Origin of the sequence: Streptococcus sanguinis SK49 (genome assembly GCF_000212815.1) — a bacterium.
In the GTDB taxonomy this organism is placed as follows: domain Bacteria; phylum Bacillota; class Bacilli; order Lactobacillales; family Streptococcaceae; genus Streptococcus; species Streptococcus sanguinis_C.
Genome location: NZ_GL890985.1, coordinates 939,523 through 958,255 on the forward strand (window position 1 = coordinate 939,523; position 18,733 = coordinate 958,255).

The 18,733-nt window shown below is 42.3% G+C and carries 21 protein-coding genes and 1 other annotated feature; of the genes, 20 read left to right on the top strand and 1 reads right to left on the bottom strand.

The annotated features are described in order from the left end of the window. The first annotated feature begins 5 nt into the window (after positions 1-5). The 5 genes from HMPREF9380_RS06365 to HMPREF9380_RS06345 all read left to right on the top strand — a co-directional run bounded on the left by HMPREF9380_RS06365 (position 6) and on the right by HMPREF9380_RS06345 (position 6,797). Positions 6-812 carry an ABC transporter permease gene (locus tag HMPREF9380_RS06365; protein ID WP_002933137.1) on the top strand — a complete coding sequence of 269 codons (807 nt, stop codon included), beginning with the start codon at positions 6-8 and terminating at the stop codon, positions 810-812. Next, positions 812-2,017 (top strand): ABC transporter ATP-binding protein, encoded by a 1,206-nt coding sequence (locus HMPREF9380_RS06360; RefSeq protein WP_002933140.1) that lies wholly within the window; start codon positions 812-814, stop codon positions 2,015-2,017. Before HMPREF9380_RS06365 ends, HMPREF9380_RS06360 begins: the two co-directional genes overlap by 1 nt. A gap of 16 nt (positions 2,018-2,033) precedes the next feature. Further along, a complete protein-coding gene (locus HMPREF9380_RS06355) occupies positions 2,034-3,704 on the top strand; it encodes a rhamnan synthesis F family protein (RefSeq protein WP_002933142.1) in 1,671 nt (556 codons plus the stop codon). Between the two features lie 56 nt (positions 3,705-3,760). Beyond that, on the top strand, positions 3,761-6,229 hold the full coding sequence (locus HMPREF9380_RS06350; protein ID WP_002933145.1) for an LTA synthase family protein: 2,469 nt from the start codon (positions 3,761-3,763) through the stop codon (positions 6,227-6,229). Positions 6,230-6,308: 79 nt separating this feature from the next. Continuing rightward, complete coding sequence (locus HMPREF9380_RS06345) at positions 6,309-6,797, top strand: EbsA family protein (protein WP_002895031.1); 489 nt, start codon at positions 6,309-6,311, stop codon at positions 6,795-6,797. On the opposite strand, the gene HMPREF9380_RS06340 is transcribed toward HMPREF9380_RS06345, so the two are convergent. Then, a complete protein-coding gene (locus HMPREF9380_RS06340) occupies positions 6,794-6,991 on the bottom strand; it encodes a ferredoxin (RefSeq protein WP_295345912.1) in 198 nt (65 codons plus the stop codon). The genes HMPREF9380_RS06345 and HMPREF9380_RS06340 overlap by 4 nt on opposite strands. Positions 6,992-7,036: 45 nt before the next feature. On the opposite strand from HMPREF9380_RS06340, the gene HMPREF9380_RS06335 reads away from it, so the two are divergent. The 15 genes from HMPREF9380_RS06335 (at position 7,037) to HMPREF9380_RS06265 (ending at position 18,727) form a co-directional block, all read left to right on the top strand. Next, positions 7,037-7,474: an SAG1386/EF1546 family surface-associated protein gene (locus HMPREF9380_RS06335; protein ID WP_002897255.1), complete on the top strand. Its 438-nt coding sequence runs from the start codon at positions 7,037-7,039 to the stop codon at positions 7,472-7,474. Positions 7,475-7,483: 9 nt separating this feature from the next. Continuing rightward, entirely contained in the window at positions 7,484-8,161 is a 678-nt protein-coding gene (gene cmk, locus HMPREF9380_RS06330; protein WP_002933147.1) for a (d)CMP kinase, read from the top strand. Between the two features lie 26 nt (positions 8,162-8,187). Beyond that, positions 8,188-8,318: a sequence feature (ribosomal protein L20 leader region), on the top strand. 15 nt (positions 8,319-8,333) lie between these two features. Next, entirely contained in the window at positions 8,334-8,864 is a 531-nt protein-coding gene (gene infC, locus HMPREF9380_RS06325; protein ID WP_002895037.1) for a translation initiation factor IF-3, read from the top strand. A gap of 33 nt (positions 8,865-8,897) precedes the next feature. Next, entirely contained in the window at positions 8,898-9,098 is a 201-nt protein-coding gene (gene rpmI / locus HMPREF9380_RS06320) for a 50S ribosomal protein L35 (protein WP_002895038.1), read from the top strand. 44 nt (positions 9,099-9,142) lie between these two features. Continuing rightward, positions 9,143-9,502 (top strand): 50S ribosomal protein L20, encoded by a 360-nt coding sequence (gene rplT, locus HMPREF9380_RS06315; RefSeq protein WP_000124830.1) that lies wholly within the window; start codon positions 9,143-9,145, stop codon positions 9,500-9,502. A 217-nt stretch (positions 9,503-9,719) separates the two neighbouring features. After that, entirely contained in the window at positions 9,720-10,187 is a 468-nt protein-coding gene (locus HMPREF9380_RS06310; protein ID WP_002895042.1) for a deoxycytidylate deaminase, read from the top strand. 172 nt (positions 10,188-10,359) lie between these two features. Next, positions 10,360-10,782 (top strand): hypothetical protein, encoded by a 423-nt coding sequence (locus tag HMPREF9380_RS06305; RefSeq protein WP_223311157.1) that lies wholly within the window; start codon positions 10,360-10,362, stop codon positions 10,780-10,782. A gap of 263 nt (positions 10,783-11,045) precedes the next feature. Beyond that, on the top strand, positions 11,046-12,236 hold the full coding sequence (gene metK / locus HMPREF9380_RS06300) for a methionine adenosyltransferase (protein ID WP_002933152.1): 1,191 nt from the start codon (positions 11,046-11,048) through the stop codon (positions 12,234-12,236). Between the two features lie 244 nt (positions 12,237-12,480). Beyond that, positions 12,481-13,740, top strand: a complete 1,260-nt coding sequence (locus tag HMPREF9380_RS06295; protein ID WP_002895048.1) for a UDP-N-acetylglucosamine 1-carboxyvinyltransferase — start codon at positions 12,481-12,483, stop codon at positions 13,738-13,740. Positions 13,741-13,773: 33 nt separating this feature from the next. After that, on the top strand, positions 13,774-14,325 hold the full coding sequence (locus HMPREF9380_RS06290) for a GNAT family N-acetyltransferase (protein ID WP_002933154.1): 552 nt from the start codon (positions 13,774-13,776) through the stop codon (positions 14,323-14,325). Beyond that, a complete protein-coding gene (spxR, locus tag HMPREF9380_RS06285; protein ID WP_032907310.1) occupies positions 14,318-15,595 on the top strand; it encodes a CBS-HotDog domain-containing transcription factor SpxR in 1,278 nt (425 codons plus the stop codon). The genes HMPREF9380_RS06290 and spxR overlap by 8 nt, the downstream gene beginning before the upstream one ends. A 21-nt stretch (positions 15,596-15,616) precedes the next feature. Continuing rightward, the gene (locus tag HMPREF9380_RS06280) at positions 15,617-16,474 is read left to right on the top strand and encodes a methionyl aminopeptidase (protein WP_002900015.1); all 858 of its coding nucleotides are present in this window, start codon (positions 15,617-15,619) and stop codon (positions 16,472-16,474) included. 33 nt (positions 16,475-16,507) lie between these two features. Next, positions 16,508-17,431 carry a YihY/virulence factor BrkB family protein gene (locus HMPREF9380_RS06275; protein WP_002933157.1) on the top strand — a complete coding sequence of 308 codons (924 nt, stop codon included), beginning with the start codon at positions 16,508-16,510 and terminating at the stop codon, positions 17,429-17,431. 67 nt (positions 17,432-17,498) lie between these two features. Next, positions 17,499-18,161 (top strand): hypothetical protein, encoded by a 663-nt coding sequence (locus tag HMPREF9380_RS06270; RefSeq protein ID WP_002933159.1) that lies wholly within the window; start codon positions 17,499-17,501, stop codon positions 18,159-18,161. A 116-nt stretch (positions 18,162-18,277) separates the two neighbouring features. Next, positions 18,278-18,727, top strand: coding sequence for a MarR family winged helix-turn-helix transcriptional regulator (locus HMPREF9380_RS06265; protein ID WP_002924152.1), 450 nt, complete (start codon positions 18,278-18,280; stop codon positions 18,725-18,727). Positions 18,728-18,733: the final 6 nt, after the last annotated feature.

Consider the following 18,733-nt stretch of genomic DNA (forward strand, 5'->3'; position numbering starts at 1 on the left):
TATTCATGGATTTTTTTAGTAAAAAAAATCGTATTCTTTTGAAAGAATTAATCAAGACGGATTTTAAATTACGTTATCAAGGGTCCTTAGTCGGCTATCTCTGGTCGATTTTGAAGCCATTGATGATGTTTACCATCATGTATCTGGTCTTTGTCCGCTTTTTGCGATTTGATGATGGGACACCCCACTATACAGTAGGGCTTTTGCTGGGGATGGTTTTCTGGTCTTTCTTTACCGAAGCTACCAATATGGGCATGCTTTCCATCGTCTCTCGGGGAGATTTGCTTCGTAAATTGAACTTTCCAAAACATACCATCGTCATTTCATCGGTTCTTGGAGCAGCTATCAATTTTCTGATTAATCTGGTCGTTGTTTTTCTCTTCGCCTTGATTAATCAGGTGGAATTCGGCTTGCATACGCTGGTGATTATTCCTCTTTTTCTGGAGGTATTGGTCTTGGCAATGGGCTGCGCCCTCATGCTGTCTTCCTTGTTTGTGAAGTATCGGGATATTGGACCGATTTGGGAAGTGGCTCTTCAAGCAGGAATGTATGCTAGTCCTATTATTTACTCTCTGACCTTTCTTTTGCAGCGGAAGCAACTCTTCGTCGCTAAAATTATGATGCTCAATCCGATTGCTCAGATACTGCAGGACATGCGCCATTTCATTGTTGCTCCTGTTAATGTCAGAGGCTGGGATATCGTGAATAACAAACTAATCGCCCTCATTCCTTACTTAATTCCTTTTGTGGTATTGGCTCTAGGTTTGTTCTTCTTTAATAAAAATGCTAAGAGATTTGCGGAGATTTTATAATGTCAAATAATATTGCAGTAAAAGTCGACCATGTAAGTAAATTCTTTCGATTGCCTACTGAGGCTACTCAGAGTTTGAGAACCAGTCTGGTCAATCGCTTTAAGGGGATCAAAGGCTACAAAGAACAGCATGTTTTGAAAGATATTTCCTTTGAGGTCGAAAAAGGTGACTTCTACGGGATTGTTGGCCGCAATGGATCTGGTAAGTCCACCCTCCTGAAAATTATCTCTGAGATTTATATTCCGGAGAAGGGCAAGGTAACTATTGATGGTAAGTTGGTTTCCTTTATTGAGCTGGGTGTCGGTTTCAATCCAGAACTAACTGGCCGCGAAAATGTCTATATGAATGGTGCCATGCTGGGATTCTCAACAGAAGAAGTAGACGACATGTACGATGATATCGTGGAGTTTGCTGAGCTGGGCGAGTTTATGAATCAAAAACTCAAGAACTATTCCAGCGGTATGCAGGTGCGTTTGGCTTTTTCTGTGGCCATCAAGGCTCAGGGTGATATTCTGATTTTGGACGAGGTCTTGGCTGTTGGGGACGAAGCCTTTCAGCGTAAGTGTAATGACTATTTCAAAGATCGCAAGGAGTCAGGTAAGACGACCATTCTGGTGACCCATGACATGGGAGCTGTTAAAAAATATTGTAATAAGGCAGTCTTGATTGAAAATGGCTTGGTCAAGGCTATCGGCAATCCAGATGATGTGGCCAACCAGTATAGTCTGGACAACGCGACTGAAACAAAAGCCATGAACGAAGGATTCCAGGTTGAGAATGCAGCGGTTTCTGATTTGAAGGTTAAGCTCTTGCATTCGCCTCAGATTTCACCTGAACAAGAGATTGAATTTGAAATTTCTTATCAGGTTAATCAAGACCTACCGACCTATGTTTCCTTTTCTTTGACAGATATCGATCGAACCATCTGGCTTTACAATGATAATTCCATGGATCAGCCGACAGAAGGACCTGGACAGAAGCGCTTGACTTACAAATGCCATGTATCACAGATAAATAACGCTAAGTTAAAACTGCAGGTTTCGGTGCGGGATAAGGAAGAACAAATTCTAGCCTTTGCAGACTCTCAGAACAACCCAGTTATCTTAATCAATCGTCAGGATATTAAGGATGACGATGTCTCTGCTAAGGATTCTGCCACTGGCTTAATCCAGCGTAATGGCAGTTGGAAGATTTCTCAATCATAAAGAATAAGGTATTTTCATGGAACGAATATTACTCTATGTTCATTTCAATAAATGCAATCATATAAGCGGTCATGTCTTCTATCAATTGGAGCAGCTAAAGCCGCTTTTTTCTAAGATTCTTTTTATTTCAAATAGTCCTTTGAGCAATGAGGACAAATGTCGGCTGAGAGAAGACTTGGGAATTTCTGACTTGCTTGAGCGGGATAACCGAGGCTTTGATTTTGCAGCCTGGCGTGACGGTATGAACCGGCTGGGTTTTGACACTTTACAGAACTCAGACTCTCTGACTCTCATGAACGACACTTGCTTTGGTCCGCTATGGGATTTAGCGCCCATTTATCAGCGCTTTGAAGAGGATTCTCAAGTTGATTTTTGGGGAATGACTAATTTTCGCAAGACCAGGTACTTTGAAGAACACTTGCAGAGCTACTTTGTAACCTTTAAGCAGTCAGTTCTCAAAGACAAGACTTTCCGTGAATTTTGGTCTCAGGTAGAAGATTTTACTGACGTTCAAGATGTGATAGACCATTACGAGACCCAGTTTACCAAGCGTTTTGTAGAGGCAGGATTCAGATATCAAGCTCTCCTTGATACCCGTCAGGAAGAAGCAGGAGAATTGCTTCATCCAGACTTTTCATACTATAAGCCTCTTAGGATTCTGGAAGCAAAGGTTCCTTTTCTAAAAGTGAAGGCTCTCAGGGGCAATCCTTTTTTGGCTAGGTATTTGCTGGAAGAACTTGAAATTAACTCATCTTATCCGACTTTCCTGATTAGGGAACACCTTTTCTATCATTTTGGTCCAGACCTTCCTTGTTTGCTGCAGGACAAGTATTTGTCTCAGGCAACTTCGAACTATCGATCTGCTCAGCCTGTCCTCCTGCATATTCATGTAACGGATCTTCCTATTTTTCAGCAGTATCAGGACAAGCTATTTTCTCTGTCATCTCAGTATCAGTATTTAGTGACTGTAGCGCAGCCAGAAATGCTGAAACAGCTGCAGACAGCTCTGGGTCATCTGGGCAATAAAGTTCAGCTTGTACTAAGCCAGAAATCGTATGCCTGGATTGCCATGCTGGAGCAGAAGGAAATCCTGCAAAACTATGCTTATATCGGTCATCTATCTACTCATAGATTGGTAGAGAATCAGGCGGCTTTTGACCAAACCATGCGCTCTGATTTGATAAATCTTATGGTGGATTATGCGGATGCAAGCATAGAAGCGCTAGAGAAGGAGGCTGCTGTAGGGCTGGTTATTCCAGATTTGCCGCGCCTAGTCAGAGATGGCTTGTTTGAGTCAGAACCGGCACGTCCAAGGCTGGCTGCTATCTGGCAGGAAGCTGGTTTGCATAAGTCTTTTGACTTTATGACCGCCCCTTCTCTGACGAGAGTCTATGGCGGCTTCTTATGGTTCAAATATTCTGCTTTGGCTAGTTTGTTCCCGATGAAGAGCTTAGAAAATTCGCCATCCTCTGAGCAGGAATTGTCTGATGTTTTAGAGCAATTATTGGTTTATCTAGCTTGGGACAATCATTATGATTTCAAGATTATGCCCTTATCTTCTCTACCCTCTTTACTGGACTGGCAGAGGAAAAAAGCAGAGTTGACCGAGCAAAAAGAAAAATTAAGTCAGAAAAATTTATCTCAAAAGATACGAAATCGTTTGTCCAATCTTTTAAAGAAAAAGTGAGATTCTTGGTTTACAAAAAATCTCGCTAGAGAATTTAACTATTTACCAAAAAGAAAATGAAATTTTTACTCAATCACTATAAGCAGTTTTCATACCTGCTAATTAGTTTTTTACTTTTAGATATAGTCGCTGTTACGACGGTTTTATTGTTGGAGGAAGGCGAAGATTTGCGGAATTATCCAGCCTTGTGGCTGGCCTTTCTGATGTTGCTCCCTCTTTTGTTTGGCTTGGGCAAGCTTTTGTCTCAGCTCTTCAGCAAAAGATTCTTTATATGGTTAGCCATTATTTACGCTCTCTATACGGGATTCTCTTACTTACTGACAGTAACGCAGCATGTCAATGATTTTGAGTTCAAAGCAGAACGGGTTTTCAGCAATCATTTTTGGCAGTTTAACTCCCTGCCGGGCTTGCTTTTGATTTTCTTATTCGCTTATATTTTTATCCATTCTCCAAAGCTTAAAAAACGCTTCGCAGGTAAGTTCTTGCAAGTTACTAAGAAAAATAGAGAGGTACTGGAAAATCTTTTTCTATCCCAACTCTTCCTATTTCTTACTTTGATGGATGATAAGATGCCGGAATTGCTGCATCACCAAAGCTATTTAGTGAATTTCCTTAAGGAAGGCAAGTTGGATATAACGCAGAACTTTATGCTAACTCTCCTCTGCCTTATCGCAGTTATCTTTATCCAGCTTTCTCTCCCTAGCTTTCTAGCTGTTAAGGGATTGCGCGATCTTGCTCAGAATAAGGCCAGTGTTTCTGTCGCTTTTGTGTTGAGTGCAGTGTTTGCTCTTATCTTTAATTACACCATTCAAAATACTATCCGTGGAGATGTGGTTGTTTTAGAGAGGCATCTTTTCACTGGAGCCAGTCTCTTTCAAATCATTGTCTTTTTCATGATTTTTATGGCTCTTTACCTGATTTTCAATCATTTTCTCCTGCCAACCATGCTGATAACAGCGCTAGTAGTGGTTGCTACCATAGCCAGCAGTCTGAAATTTCAGTATCGCCAAGAGCCAATTTTGCCTAGCGATATGGTCTGGCTGAGAAATCCCAAGACCCTCTTTGACTTTCTCGGAGGCAATTACGGATTTTATGCTATCTTGGGACTAGTTGCTTTAGGCGCTCTCTACTGGTATTTGCGTAAGAAAATCTTGCCAGGCAAGCTCATTACCGTTCTTAAATACCAGCTTATCTTGCTAGTCCTGCCCTTGGTCTTTTTCTTGGGAGTCATGGATATATTTGCCACTAAAAAGAATGGCAAAATAGTAGAGAATATCCCAGTCATTTCGGTCTTGAATAATTACCATGACCTGACTTGGATGGGAAATACTGTCAATTCACAGCTTCGCTCCCTTTCTTTTGTCTGGTTTTCACAGATGTCGGATACAACCATGATTGAGCCACGTGGCTATTCTAAGGAAAAGATTCAAGAGATAGAAAAAAAGTATAAGAATGTTGCGGAAGCTATTAACAAAGAACGCCAGAATAAAATCGAAGATCAAACGGTAATTTATCTCCTGAGTGAAAGTTTTTCTGACCCTGCTCGGGTTGACGGCGTTACTATGTCTGAGAATCCAATTCCTTATATTCAGGAAGTTAAAACTCGCACCACCAGTGGACTGATGAAGTCAGACGGCTATGGTGGAGGAACGGCCAACATGGAATTTCAGACTCTGACAGGTTTGCCTTTTTATAATCTGTCTCCGTCTATTTCGGTTCTCTATACTGAAATTGTCCCGAGGATGAATAGATTCCCTTCCATTAGTGATGCTTATTCATCTAAGAATCGGACAGTGATCCATCTGGCCTCCCCTAGCAATTATGCCAGAAATGTCATTTACCAGGATTTGGGATTTGATACCTTTATTCACTATGGTACCAAAGGCCTGAAGGGGGATAATATAGGTGGTAATTACAGCGATAAAACGACTTATAATCAAGTCTTGGAGCATTTGAATGGCAAGCAGGGACAGTTTTTCTCTGTCATGACCATGCAGAACCACATGCCTTGGAGTGAGCCCAATCCTGTCTATATGTCTGCCAGCTATCCTGATTTTAGCAAGGAAGGGAACGAATCTCTTTCCAGCTATGTCAGAATGCTTTACCATACAGATCAGGCGACCAAGGAGTTTTTGGAGAAGCTTTCAAAGGTAGATAAAAAAGTAACAGTCGTCTTTTACGGTGACCATTTGCCTGGTCTCTATCCTCAGTCAGCCTTTAAAGAAAATCCAGAAAGCCAATATCTGACAGATTATTTCGTTTGGAGTAATTATGAAACTCCTAAACTCGATTATCCAAGAGTCAATTCTAGTGATTTCTCCGCTCTCTTACTGGAGCAGACAAATTCCAAAGTATCACCTTACTATGCTTTGTTAACAGAAGTATTGCATAAGGCCAGTATAGATAAAAAAGAATTGGACGAAGAAGCTCAAGAAATAGCAGATGATTTGAAACTGATTGAATATGATATGGTCAGAGGCAAGGGCTACTTGTCTGATAGCTTCTTTAAGACAGCAAAATCATAAATAAAAAAATAGAATAGGCAAGTCTACCTGTTCTATTTTTTCTTAATTTATGCTAAACTAGTAGTATGGGGGTGTGAGCATGATAAAGATTTTCGGTAAGGTTCGCTATCATTGGCAGCCAGATGTAGCCATCCTGATAATATATTGGTCTTTATCGGTCATTCCGATTTTTGTTGGCTTAGCTTTGATGTATGAAAGCTCACGAGTGCCGACTCTTGTTCTGTTTTCTTTCTTCTTGTTCATGGTTTTGTTGGGAATGGGAGTTCATCGTTATTTTACCATTTATGATGATGGAACCTTGCGAATTATCACAGCCAATCCCTTTACTCCGATAAAGGTCAAGATTTCAGATATTGAAAAAGTCGAAGTGACCAAGACGTCAATTACCTTATATTTTAAAGGGCAGAGCCGCAGCCGGAGTTTTTGTATGCGCAAGTGGCCTAAGAAATATTTTGTCAATGCCCTAGCCCTTAATGAGCATTTTAAGGGTGAGGTAGAATTAGTAGATAATTTTACCCATATTGACTATTTTGAAGCTTACTATGGCAGTCAGTCCAAAAAATCCTAGTCTTTCAAAAGAGCTCGGGTTGGGCAGTTTTTGATGGCTTCCACGACATCGGGATCCTCAGCGATTTCCTTTTCTAGGAGCTGGTCGTCCTGGTAAAATTTGACGATGCCATTGTCATGATAGTCAAAAAGATCTGAGTAGGTTTGACAGAGCCCACAGGCAATGCACCGTTCGGGAATGAGTGTTACTTTCATACCCATATTGTAATAAGATTTTAAGAAAAACTCAAGGAGGAAGTCATGGAAAAAGAACCATGGGAAGAAGATGTATACGATAACGGAGAAGATAAGTTGAAACGAACCAAGAAGTTTAGCGCCTTGAATGCAGATCGCTTGTTGACCATATTAACCATTATTTTCTGTATTTTAGTAGTTGCGGTGGTGTGCTTCCTGACCTATCTGTCTACTGGAGGGAGTAATAGACAAACCCAAATGGAAGGTTTCTACGGCACTTCAGCAGCAAGTTCCAGCAGTGAAGCGTCTTCTACAGCAGAGCAGCCAGCGGCAAATACCACAGAATCCTCTGAGGGAACTCTGACTGTTCAGCCTGGCGAAGGAGAAGCAGCCATTGCGGCGCGTGCAGGTATTTCTATTGCCAAGCTGGAACAGCTTAACCCTTCTCATATGTCCACTGGTTCTTGGTATGCCAATCCAGGTGACGTTGTGAAGATTGAGTAGGAGCCAGCTATGAAACAGATTCAAATTGCGATTGACGGTCCTGCTTCCAGTGGAAAATCGACTGTTGCCAAGATTATTGCCAAGGACTTTGGCTATACTTATTTAGATACAGGAGCCATGTACCGGGCTGCAACCTATCTGGCTCTGCGGCATCATTTGACAGAAGCAAATGCCACTGAAATTGTAGACTTGCTCAATAATCATTCGGTCAGTTTTGGTCGAGCGGAAGATGGCGAGCAGCTAGTCTTTGTTGGCGACGTGGATGTGACTCACCCGATTCGGGAAAATGAAGTCACCAATAATGTTTCCTGGGTATCTGCCATTCCTCAAGTTCGTGAGAAACTGGTGGCCTTGCAGCAGCAAATTGCAGCTCAGGGAGGGATTGTCATGGATGGCCGTGATATTGGAACGGTTGTCTTACCTCAGGCTGAGCTCAAGATTTATCTGGTAGCCTCGGTCGAGGAAAGAGCTGAGCGCCGTTATAAGGAAAATCTATCAAAAGGTATTCCTGCTGATTTGGAGAAACTGAAAGAAGAAATTGCAGAGCGAGATTATAAGGACAGTCATCGCGAGGTTTCGCCATTGAGACCGGCAGACGATGCCATACATTTTGATACCACTGGTATTGGCATTTCTGAAGTTGTTGCATTTATCGAAGAAAAAGCGAAAAAAATCATTGACAAATAAAATGAAACTTGGTATGATAGTAGAGTTGAGAAAAGCAGAAGTGAGAGCTTCTCGCCTTGCGACTAACGTTGTCTGGCTCTACAGGATTCAGTTTCAGTAATGAAATACTATCATGTAGTGCGGGTTTGCGTTAGCAGGTCCGCACTTGTTTTTCTCTAAAAATAAAAAAGAGGTGAAAACCATAGCAAAACAAGACTTATTCATCAATGATGAAATTCGTGTGCGTGAAGTTCGCTTGATCGGTCTTGACGGCGAACAATTAGGTATTAAACCGCTGAGCGAAGCGCAGTCTCTTGCGGATGAAGCAAATGTCGATTTGGTCCTGATTCAGCCACAAGCTAAACCACCTGTTGCAAAAATTATGGACTACGGTAAGTTCAAATTTGAGTACCAGAAAAAACAAAAAGAACAACGCAAGAAACAAAGTGTTGTTACTGTGAAGGAAGTTCGTCTGAGTCCAACTATTGACAAGGGAGACTTTGACACTAAACTTCGCAACGCACGCAAGTTCCTTGAAAAAGGAAATAAAATAAAGGTATCTATCCGCTTCAAAGGCCGGATGATTACCCACAAAGAAATCGGGGCTAAAGTTTTAGCAGATTTTGCTGAAGCGACTCAGGATGTTGCTATCATTGAGCAAAAGCCTAAGATGGATGGACGTCAGATGTTCATGCAGATGGCGCCAATTCCTGACAAAAAATAGATTGTCAGAAAGATAGAAAAAGGAGAAAACATTATGCCAAAACAAAAAACACACCGCGCATCAGCTAAACGTTTCAAACGTACAGGTTCTGGTGGCTTGAAACGTTTCCGTGCTTACACTTCTCACCGTTTCCACGGAAAGACTAAGAAACAACGCCGTCATCTTCGCAAAGCAGGAATGGTGCATGCAGGAGACTTCAAGCGTATCAAAGCAATGCTTACAGGTCTGAAATAAGAGCTGCTGTAACAATTATCTAGGAAATATTGGAGGAAATATAAATGGCACGTGTTAAAGGTGGCGTTGTATCACGCAAACGCCGTAAACGTATTTTAAAATTAGCTAAAGGTTACTATGGAGCAAAACATATCTTGTTCCGTACTGCAAAAGAGCAAGTAATGAACTCTTACTACTATGCATACCGTGACCGTCGTCAGAAAAAACGTGATTTCCGCAAACTTTGGATCACTCGTATCAATGCGGCAGCTCGTTTGAACGGACTTTCATACTCACAATTGATGCATGGTTTGAAATTGGCTGAGATTGAAGTTAACCGTAAAATGTTGGCTGACTTGGCTGTTAACGATGCAGCAGCTTTCACAGCTCTTGCAGATGCAGCTAAAGCTAAGCTTGGTAAATAATTAAAATAAGAACTGAGGATTTCCTTGGTTCTTTTTCCATAACTATTAATGAAAAGTATAAAGAAAGAAATAGCCCGCCATGCCACTTATAGTATAGATAAAGGCTTGTTACTGATAAGACAGCTTTCATGGTAAAGCTAGTTAAAAATAGGGAATTGCGATATAATAGAAAAAACAGATACTTATGTGAATAAAAAATCAGTAGAATGGAGAAATTATGTCGGAGAATCGTTTAGCTTGGGATCAGTATTTTGCGGCTCAGGCTCTCTTAATCGCTAATCGTTCAACCTGTAAGCGAGCCAAGGTTGGCGCTGTATTGGTCAAGGATAATAAGGTTATTTCAACTGGTTACAATGGCTCGGTTTCAGGGACTGAGCACTGTATTGACCATGAGTGTCTGGTTATTGACGGTCACTGCGTGCGGACCTTGCATGCTGAGGTCAATGCCATCTTGCAAGGAGCCGAGCGGGGAGTCCCCAAGGGATTTACGGCTTATGTGACTCATTTTCCCTGTCTCAACTGTACCAAGCAACTGCTTCAGGTCGGCTGTAAGCGAGTGGTCTACATCAACCAATATCGGATAGATGACTATGCTCAGTATCTCTACAAGGAGAAAGAGGTGGAATTAGTTCATCTGCCGCTGGATGATGTCAAGAAGGCTATCGCTCAGACGGATTTGGTATAGAATGAGGAGTTTATGTGAAAAGCGCATATGTATGTTATGTAGCAAAATATTCTCTGAATCAAGCGTGTATTATAGAGGTTGGACATAAGCGAAATGCTATTATCTGAGGAACAATAGTGGGATAGATATCTTGCCTCTTCAGTCTAAAAAATAATTAGAAAGGATGAATCAAATGACGAATAATGAGATGAATAAAGATAATAATCAATCTATTGAGGAACAAAATATTCCTGACGTTACTATGAAGAATTCAAAAGAAACCAAGTATAGGTCAGGTCTGCTGTCATTTGCTTTTTATCTATCGATAATTTATCTTGTCTTGTTTGTTTTACTTTTCACTCTAGCAGGTCCATGGGGGATCGTCTTGTTAATTTTCCTAGCACCCAGCTTAATTTGTATTTTAATTGCGACCGTTTTAACTGGTATTGGAAAGAATAGAGGAAATAAGGGTTTACTGTATGCAGGTTCAGGACTTTACCTGATTTCTGCCTTTTTTGCAGGAGACCCAGATTGGTTTCTTTTTCAAATCGCTCCATTTGTTTTAGCAGCTCTTGTTTTGTTCGGAACTCTAATGGCTAAAGAAGTGGAGAGGTAACAGAAGAAAATTTGGTGCTAAACTATATCTTCTCTTTATGTTTTTATTTTGTTATTTAGTCTGGATAGGTTTGTTAACTTCCAAGAATGAATGGAGCTTAACAAGGTATAGTTTTAATCTATATCTTGTTCTTTTTTTAAAAAAAGGGAGTGGTATCGTAAATTATGGTATAATGAGAAAGTTATATAGTCCCGATAAGATGATAGGAAACTTCTATCAGTACTTTGTAACTCTATAACAATTTTTTAAGGGGGGACATTTCTATGTCAGAACGTAAACTTTTCACGTCTGAATCTGTATCGGAGGGACATCCCGATAAGATTGCAGACCAAATTTCCGATGCTATTTTGGATGCTGTCTTGAGTCAGGATCCAAATGCCCATGTGGCTGCTGAAACAGCCGTTTATACGGGCTCGGTTCATGTTTTTGGTGAGATTTCGACCACAGCTTATGTAGATATTAACCGTGTTGTTCGAGATACCATTGCAGACATTGGCTACACCAATACAGAGTATGGATTTTCAGCTGAGACAGTCGGTGTGCATCCGTCTTTGGTGGAGCAGTCGCCAGATATTGCTCAAGGTGTCAATGAAGCTCTGGAAGTTCGTGGGAATGTGGATCAAGATCCATTGGACTTAATTGGTGCTGGAGACCAGGGGCTTATGTTTGGCTTTGCAGTGGATGAAACGCCGGAGCTCATGCCGCTTCCTATCTCGCTCAGTCACAAGCTAGTCCGTCGATTGGCAGAGTTGCGCAAATCAGGAGAGATTGCCTATCTGCGTCCAGATGCTAAGTCTCAGGTGACTGTTGAGTATGATGAAAATGACCAGCCAGTGCGCGTGGATACGGTAGTTATTTCGACTCAGCATGATCCAGAAGTGACCAATGAAGAGATTCATCGTGATGTGATTGAAAAGGTAATTAAAGCAGTTATCCCAGCCCAATATTTGGATGATAAGACGAAATTCTTCATCAATCCGACTGGTCGCTTTGTAATTGGGGGGCCTCAAGGAGACTCTGGCTTGACTGGACGTAAGATTATTGTGGATACTTACGGCGGTTATGCTCGTCATGGTGGCGGTGCCTTCTCTGGTAAGGATGCAACCAAGGTCGACCGCTCGGCTTCATACGCAGCTCGTTACATTGCTAAAAACATCGTGGCGGCTGGACTGGCCAAGAAAGCAGAAGTTCAGTTAGCCTATGCCATTGGTGTGGCTCAGCCGGTTTCTGTACGGATCGATACTTTTGGCACTGGTGCTGTTGCAGAAAGCAAGCTTCAGGAAGCTGTTCGTCAGATTTTTGATTTGCGTCCGGCCGGTATCATTCAAATGCTGGATCTGAAACGTCCAATCTATCGTCAGACAGCAGCTTATGGCCACATGGGTAGGACAGATATTGACCTGCCTTGGGAAAAGTTGGATAAGGTAGAGGCATTGAAAGCAGCAGTGCAGTAAGATGACAGTTCTCAATCGTAATGGTTGAGAGCTTTTTTATATAGGTGGCTTTTATAAGGCAAGCAGTCTAGCCTTGCGCTTCTCTCATTCTTAGCAATACTGGATTTTTCTGAAAATACTATTAAAAAAGCAATTTTTCAGTTTCATTTTAATTTCAATTGTCTTATTTATCTAAAAGTATAGGAAATTTCCCGAATCTGTGGTATAATAAATGGCAATACCTTGAAAGAGCTTTATTTTAAACATGAAAAAAATTGTAATACATGGTGGTCGCCCCTTAAAAGGAGAGGTGACTATTAATGGTGCTAAAAACAGTGTTGTTGCCTTGATTCCGGCTGTGATTCTGGCGGATGATATTGTAACGTTGGATGGCGTTCCAGATATTTCGGACGTGGATAGCCTGATTGATATTATGATTGCCATGGGAGCTAGTGTTACTCGCTCTGAGGATAGTCTGACGATTGATCCGCGTGGTATCCAAAACGTCCCTATGCCTTATGGGAAAATCAACAGTCTAAGAGCCTCCTATTATTTCTATGGCAGCTTGCTTGGTCGCTATGGTGAAGCAACGGTAGGCCTGCCTGGTGGTTGTGACTTGGGGCCGCGTCCTATTGACTTGCATCTCAAGGCTTTTGAAGCGATGGGGGCTAAGATGACCATGGACGGCAACTACATGAACCTATCCACAGGAGGTCAGCAGCTGAAAGGAGCTAGCATTTATATGGATACGGTCAGCGTGGGTGCTACCATCAATACGATGTTAGCTGCTGTCAAGGCCAAAGGTCGGACCATTATTGAAAATGCAGCGCGGGAGCCTGAAATCATTGATGTGGCAACTCTCTTGAATAATATGGGAGCGCACATCCGTGGAGCAGGTACTGATATTATCACGATTGAGGGGGTTCCACACCTTCATGGAACGCGCCATCAAGTAATTCCTGACCGTATCGAGGCAGGAACTTATATCGCCCTTGCTGCAGCTATTGGTCAGGGAATTCAGATTAATAATGTTCTTTATGAGCATTTGGAGAGTTTTATTGCCAAGCTTGAGGAAATGGGTGTTCGGATGACGGTTTCTGAAGACAGCATTTTCGTCGAAGAACAGCAAAATCTGCGAGCTATCAACATTAAGACTTCTCCTTATCCAGGCTTTGCAACTGACCTACAACAGCCTATTACCCCGCTCTTACTGACGGCTAATGGCCACGGTAAGATTACGGATACCATCTATGAGAAGCGGGTTAACCATGTGGCGGAGCTGGCTAAGATGGCAGGTAAGATTTCGACCAGCAGCGACCAGATTGTCTATGAGGGACCAAATCAACTGCAGGGAGCTCAGGTCAAGGCGACTGATTTACGAGCAGGAGCTGCCTTGGTTATTGCAGGTTTGATGGCTCAAGGAAAGACAGAGATTACTAATATCGAGTTTATCCTGCGTGGCTATTCTAATATTATTGAAAAATTAACAAGTCTGGGTGCAGATATCCAGTTGATAGAAGAATAAGCGTTTTTCGCTTATTTTTTGTAGAGGTAGCAGATGAATTTGTGGACACATTTGGCAGCCTACTCATTTATTGAGACAGAGCATGCATTTTTGCGGCCCATTGTCTTTGAAGATGCAAGGGCCCTATATAAGATTGCGTCCAATCCGGAAAATACTCAGTTCATCTTTCCGACAGAAGCAAGCCTAGAGGAAAGTGAATACGTCATTGCCAATTTCTTTATGAAAAATCCTCTGGGGATTTGGGCCATTTGTCACAAGGAAACGCAGGAAATGATTGGCTCTGTCAAGTTTGAAAAGATGGACGAGATCAAGAAAGAGGCTGAGTTAGGCTATTTTCTGCGGCAAGACTACTGGGGACAAGGACTGATGACAGAAATTGTTCGAGAGATTGCTTTTCTATCTTTTACTCGCTTTGGCTTCAAACGGCTCAGTATTATCACTCATGCAGAGAACCTAGCTAGTCAAAAGGTGGCTCAAAAATCTGGCTTCAGCCTCTACCGGCAGTTTAAAGGGAGCGATCGGTACACGAGGAAGATGAGAGATTATCTGGAGTACCGTTATGAGAGAGGAGATTTTAATGAGTAAGCATCAGGAAATTTTAACCTATCTTGAAAATCTTCCAATCGGCAAGAGGGTCAGTGTCCGAAGTATTTCAAACTATCTGGGAGTTAGTGATGGGACGGCCTATCGAGCTATCAAGGAAGCGGAGAACCGCGGTATTGTTGAGACTAGGCCTCGGAGTGGTACGGTTCGGGTTAAGTCCAAGAAAGTGGTCTTGGAGCACCTGACATACAAGGAAATCGTTGATATTACTGGCTCAGAAGTATTGGCTGGAGAAGATGGTCTAGAAAAAGAATTCAATAAATTTTCTATCGGAGCCATGACGGAGCAGAATATTCTGCGCTATCTGACAGAGGGGGGGCTCCTGATTGTCGGAGACCGGACGAAAATTCAGCTCTTGGCTCTGGAAAATGAGAATGCGGTGCTGGTAACTGGAGGCTTTGAAGTCAGCTCGGAAGTTCTGAAGATGGCTAATTTGCTTAATATACCGGTTCTCAGGACCAAGCACGATACCTACACTGTTGCAACCATGATTAATCGGGCCCTGTCCAATATGCAGATCAAGACCGATATTTTAACAGTGGAGCAGGTCTATCGCTCTAGCCACGAGTACGGCTTCTTGCATGATACTGATACTGTTCGTGACTATCTGGACTTGGTTCGTCGCAATCGTGCCAGCCGGTTTCCGGTTATCAACCAGCAGCAGATGCTGGTGGGAGTAGTAACCATGAGAGACGCGGGGGATAAGTCTCCTCTGACAACCTTGGACAAGGTCATGACGAAAAACGTCTTTATGACAGGCCTATCGGCTAATATTGCCAATATCAGTCAGCGCATGATTGCAGAAGATTTTGAAATGATACCAGTAGTTCGCAGCAACCAGACCTTGCTGGGTGTAATCACGCGCCGGGATATTATGGAAAAAATGAGCCGTTCTCATATTTCTAGCCTGCCGACTTTCAGTGAGCAAGTAGGACAGAAGATTAGCCGTCAGGATGATTTGTTCTCCTTTACCGTTGAGCCTTTTATGCTGGAGCAAAATGGTGTGTTGGCTAACGGTGTGCTGACAGAAATTTTGACTCGGATTACCCAGCAGCTCATGGTCAACAGCGGCCGCAGCTTGATTATCGATCAACTGATGATTTATTTCTTTCAAGCGGTCCAGATTGATGACCTGCTGCATATCCAGCCGCGCATTATACGTCAGACTAGGCGGACAGCTATTATTGACTTTGAGATGTATCTGGAAGCGATGCTGGTTGCCAAAGCGACGATTACAGTGAAAATTAATTAAGAAGAGGAATTTAGAGAAAGAATGATTACTTTAAAATCACAGCGTGAAATTGACTTGATGGACAAGAGTGGAGATTTTCTGGCTTCGGTCCACATTGGTTTGAGAGATTTGATTAAGCCAGGAATTGACATGTGGGACATTGAAGAGTATGTTCGCAAGCGTTGTAAAGAAGACAATGCGCTGCCTCTGCAAATTGGTGTGGAAGGCTCTGTTATGGACTATCCTTATGCGACTTGCTGCTCTCTTAATGACGAGGTAGCCCATGCCTTTCCCCGTCATCAGAAGCTGGTAGAAGGTGATGTCATCAGCGTTGATATGGTGGTTGGCTTGGTCGATAAGGCAGAGCTGGATGTGTCCAAGCTAGATTTTGACAATGTAGCACAGATGAAGCAGCACACAGAGAGCTTCCGGGGCGGTGTGGCAGATTCTTGCTGGACCTATGCAGTAGGGAAGATTAGCCCAGAGGCTCAGCAGCTGATGGATGTGACCAAGGAATGTCTCTACCGTGGAATTGCGGCTGCCAAGGTTGGCAATCGTATCGGTGACATTGGAGCAGCCATTCAGGAATATGCTGAAAGTCATGGCTATGGCGTTGTGCGGGATTTAGTGGGGCATGGTGTTGGCCCAACCATGCATGAGGAGCCTATGGTGCCGCATTACGGTCGAGCAGGACGCGGCTTGCGCTTGCGTGAGGGAATGGTTCTGACTATCGAGCCCATGATCAATACAGGTACCTGGGAAATTGATACGGACTTTGAGACCGGCTGGGCACATAAAACGCTGGATGGCGGCTTGTCTTGCCAGTATGAGCATCAGTTTGTCATTACAAAAGATGGTCCTGTCATTCTGACCAGCCAGGGAGAAGAAGGGACTTATTAGAAATCAAAGGCTGGGCACTTGTCTCAGCTTTTTTTGAAGGAGAAGAGAGTGAAGAAATTATTTGCCAAGATTCGCAGAAATCAGTTTTTAAGAGCATTTTTCCGCTTTTATCGGGCAGCAGATAGTGAGCTGACCAGCGTTGCAGTTGCTTATTATTGGCTGATTTCCGTTTTTCCCTTGCTCTTGATTGTTGTCAATATTCTGCCTTATTTCAATATTCCAATTGCGGATTTTCTGACAGCTATCAAGGACATGCTGCCAGAGACTTTATATGATGTTGTAGCAAAAGTTATGCGTGAAGTGCTGACCCAGCCTTCGACTGGCCTGTTGAGCTTCTCAGTCTTGTCAGCTCTTTGGACTTTTTCCAAGTCCATGAATTTCCTTCAGTTTGCCTTTAATAAAGCCTATGGGGTAGCCAAGAGCCGAGGGCTGATTTCTCATCGCGTCATGAGTTTGGTTGTCAGTATTGGTCTGCAGATTCTCTTTGCCTTTACCCTCTTTCTGACCATGTTTGGTCATATGTCGCTGGATTTCCTCCGTACTTACTGGAAGCTAGATAACCAGCTTTATCAACACTTGCAGAATTTTACCGAGCCTCTGATTTACGCCTTACTCTTTGCGGTTTTGGTTATGTTCTATTATTTCCTGCCTAATGTGAAAATCAACAAAAAACGCTATGTTCTGCCGGGCAGCGTCTTTGTGATCTTGACCATTCTAGCTTTGATGAATATCTTTTCAGTTTACATGGATAATTATTTAAATCACCTGGTTGATGTTCGCTTTTTTAGCTCCATCATTATGGTTGTGATGATGTTTTGGTTTATCATGATTGCTAAAATTTTGATTGTTGGCGCAGTGCTCAATGCCAGTATCCAGAGCTATTGTGAGTCAGGGTTCCAAGTTGAAAGCACGGGTAAATTTTCTTTTAAGAATCAGCTGGTGAAAGAAAAACAGTAGGATAGATACATAAAAAAACTCAATTTTCTAGTCACTATGTCTTAAAAAATGAAAGGAGAAGAAAACTATGCCTACTTTAAAAACTGCAAAACAATTAGCAGTATCTTCAAATAAAGAACTTGTTTCTATGCTCCTATCTCAAAAACTACCTCTACTTAAGAGAGCAGCCAAGCAAATGAGACACCAACGTATAGAAGGCCTGGATCAAGCATTAGCTGAAGCTCTGGACTTTGTTATGACTAAACCAAGGTCTTGGGAAGCTCAGAATGAGTTGATTTTAGCAATTGCGGCTACGGAATGTACTAGCCTACTGCCTTATTTGGAGGAATTAGTTCAAGAAAATTACTCAGCGACTGTTCTCTATCGAAGCTTGGCTTTAGCTATCGTATATTTACAAAATAAAGACAAGAAAGAATTGAGCTATGTATACTCTAGCTTAGATAGTGGCAACCAGAACTTATTTGCTGGTGCTTTGCTAGGCTTGAATCAAAGAGAAGTTGTACTCAGTCATGAGGAAATCCAGGACTTCTATAGAGCGGCTAAACGTGAAGTTTACTTAGAGAACTTCAGGCAGGTCATTTCTCCAATTCAGGTCCTAGTATCAATGGCTTACCTGTTTGAGGACAAGGATCGACAAGAACTGATTAGCTACTGTCAAGAATTGAATTCTGCATTTTTCTCTAGTATCAATACTAATCTTAATAAGAATAAGAAAAATCCTTACTTGTAAGGATTTTGGTATAGATTTCTTAAAGAGGATTTTCCTCTTTTTATTTTTCAGCAATTTTATTGCATTTGCAACAAAATGTGTTATAATAGTTTCAAATAAAAATCAAAGGAGGGGATATGTCAGTATTGCGGGAAATTGGGATTATCGCCCGGGCTTTGGATTCCATTGCTAATATTGAGTTCCGTGACATAGAGCTGGCACGGGGGCAATATCTTTATCTGGTGCGAATCGCGGAGAATCCGGGAATTATCCAAGAGGAGCTGTCGGAGCTGCTCAAGGTGGATCGCTCAACGGTTGCCCGCTCTGTCAAGAAGCTAGAGGCCAAGGGCTTGGTCCAGCAGAAGGCAGCCAAAGACAACAAGAAGAACAAGGAATGGTTTGTGACGGAAAAAGGGGAAACACTTTATCCTTTTATCCTAGCGGAGAATGACTATTCTGAAGAGACATCCCTGCAGGGCTTTTCTCAGGCGGAAGTGCAAGCCTTGGAAAAAATGCTGGTCCGAGTGCGTGAAAACATCACAGGTGACTGGGAAGCCGTCAAAAAAGGACAAAAAAGAAACTATTAAGATTGA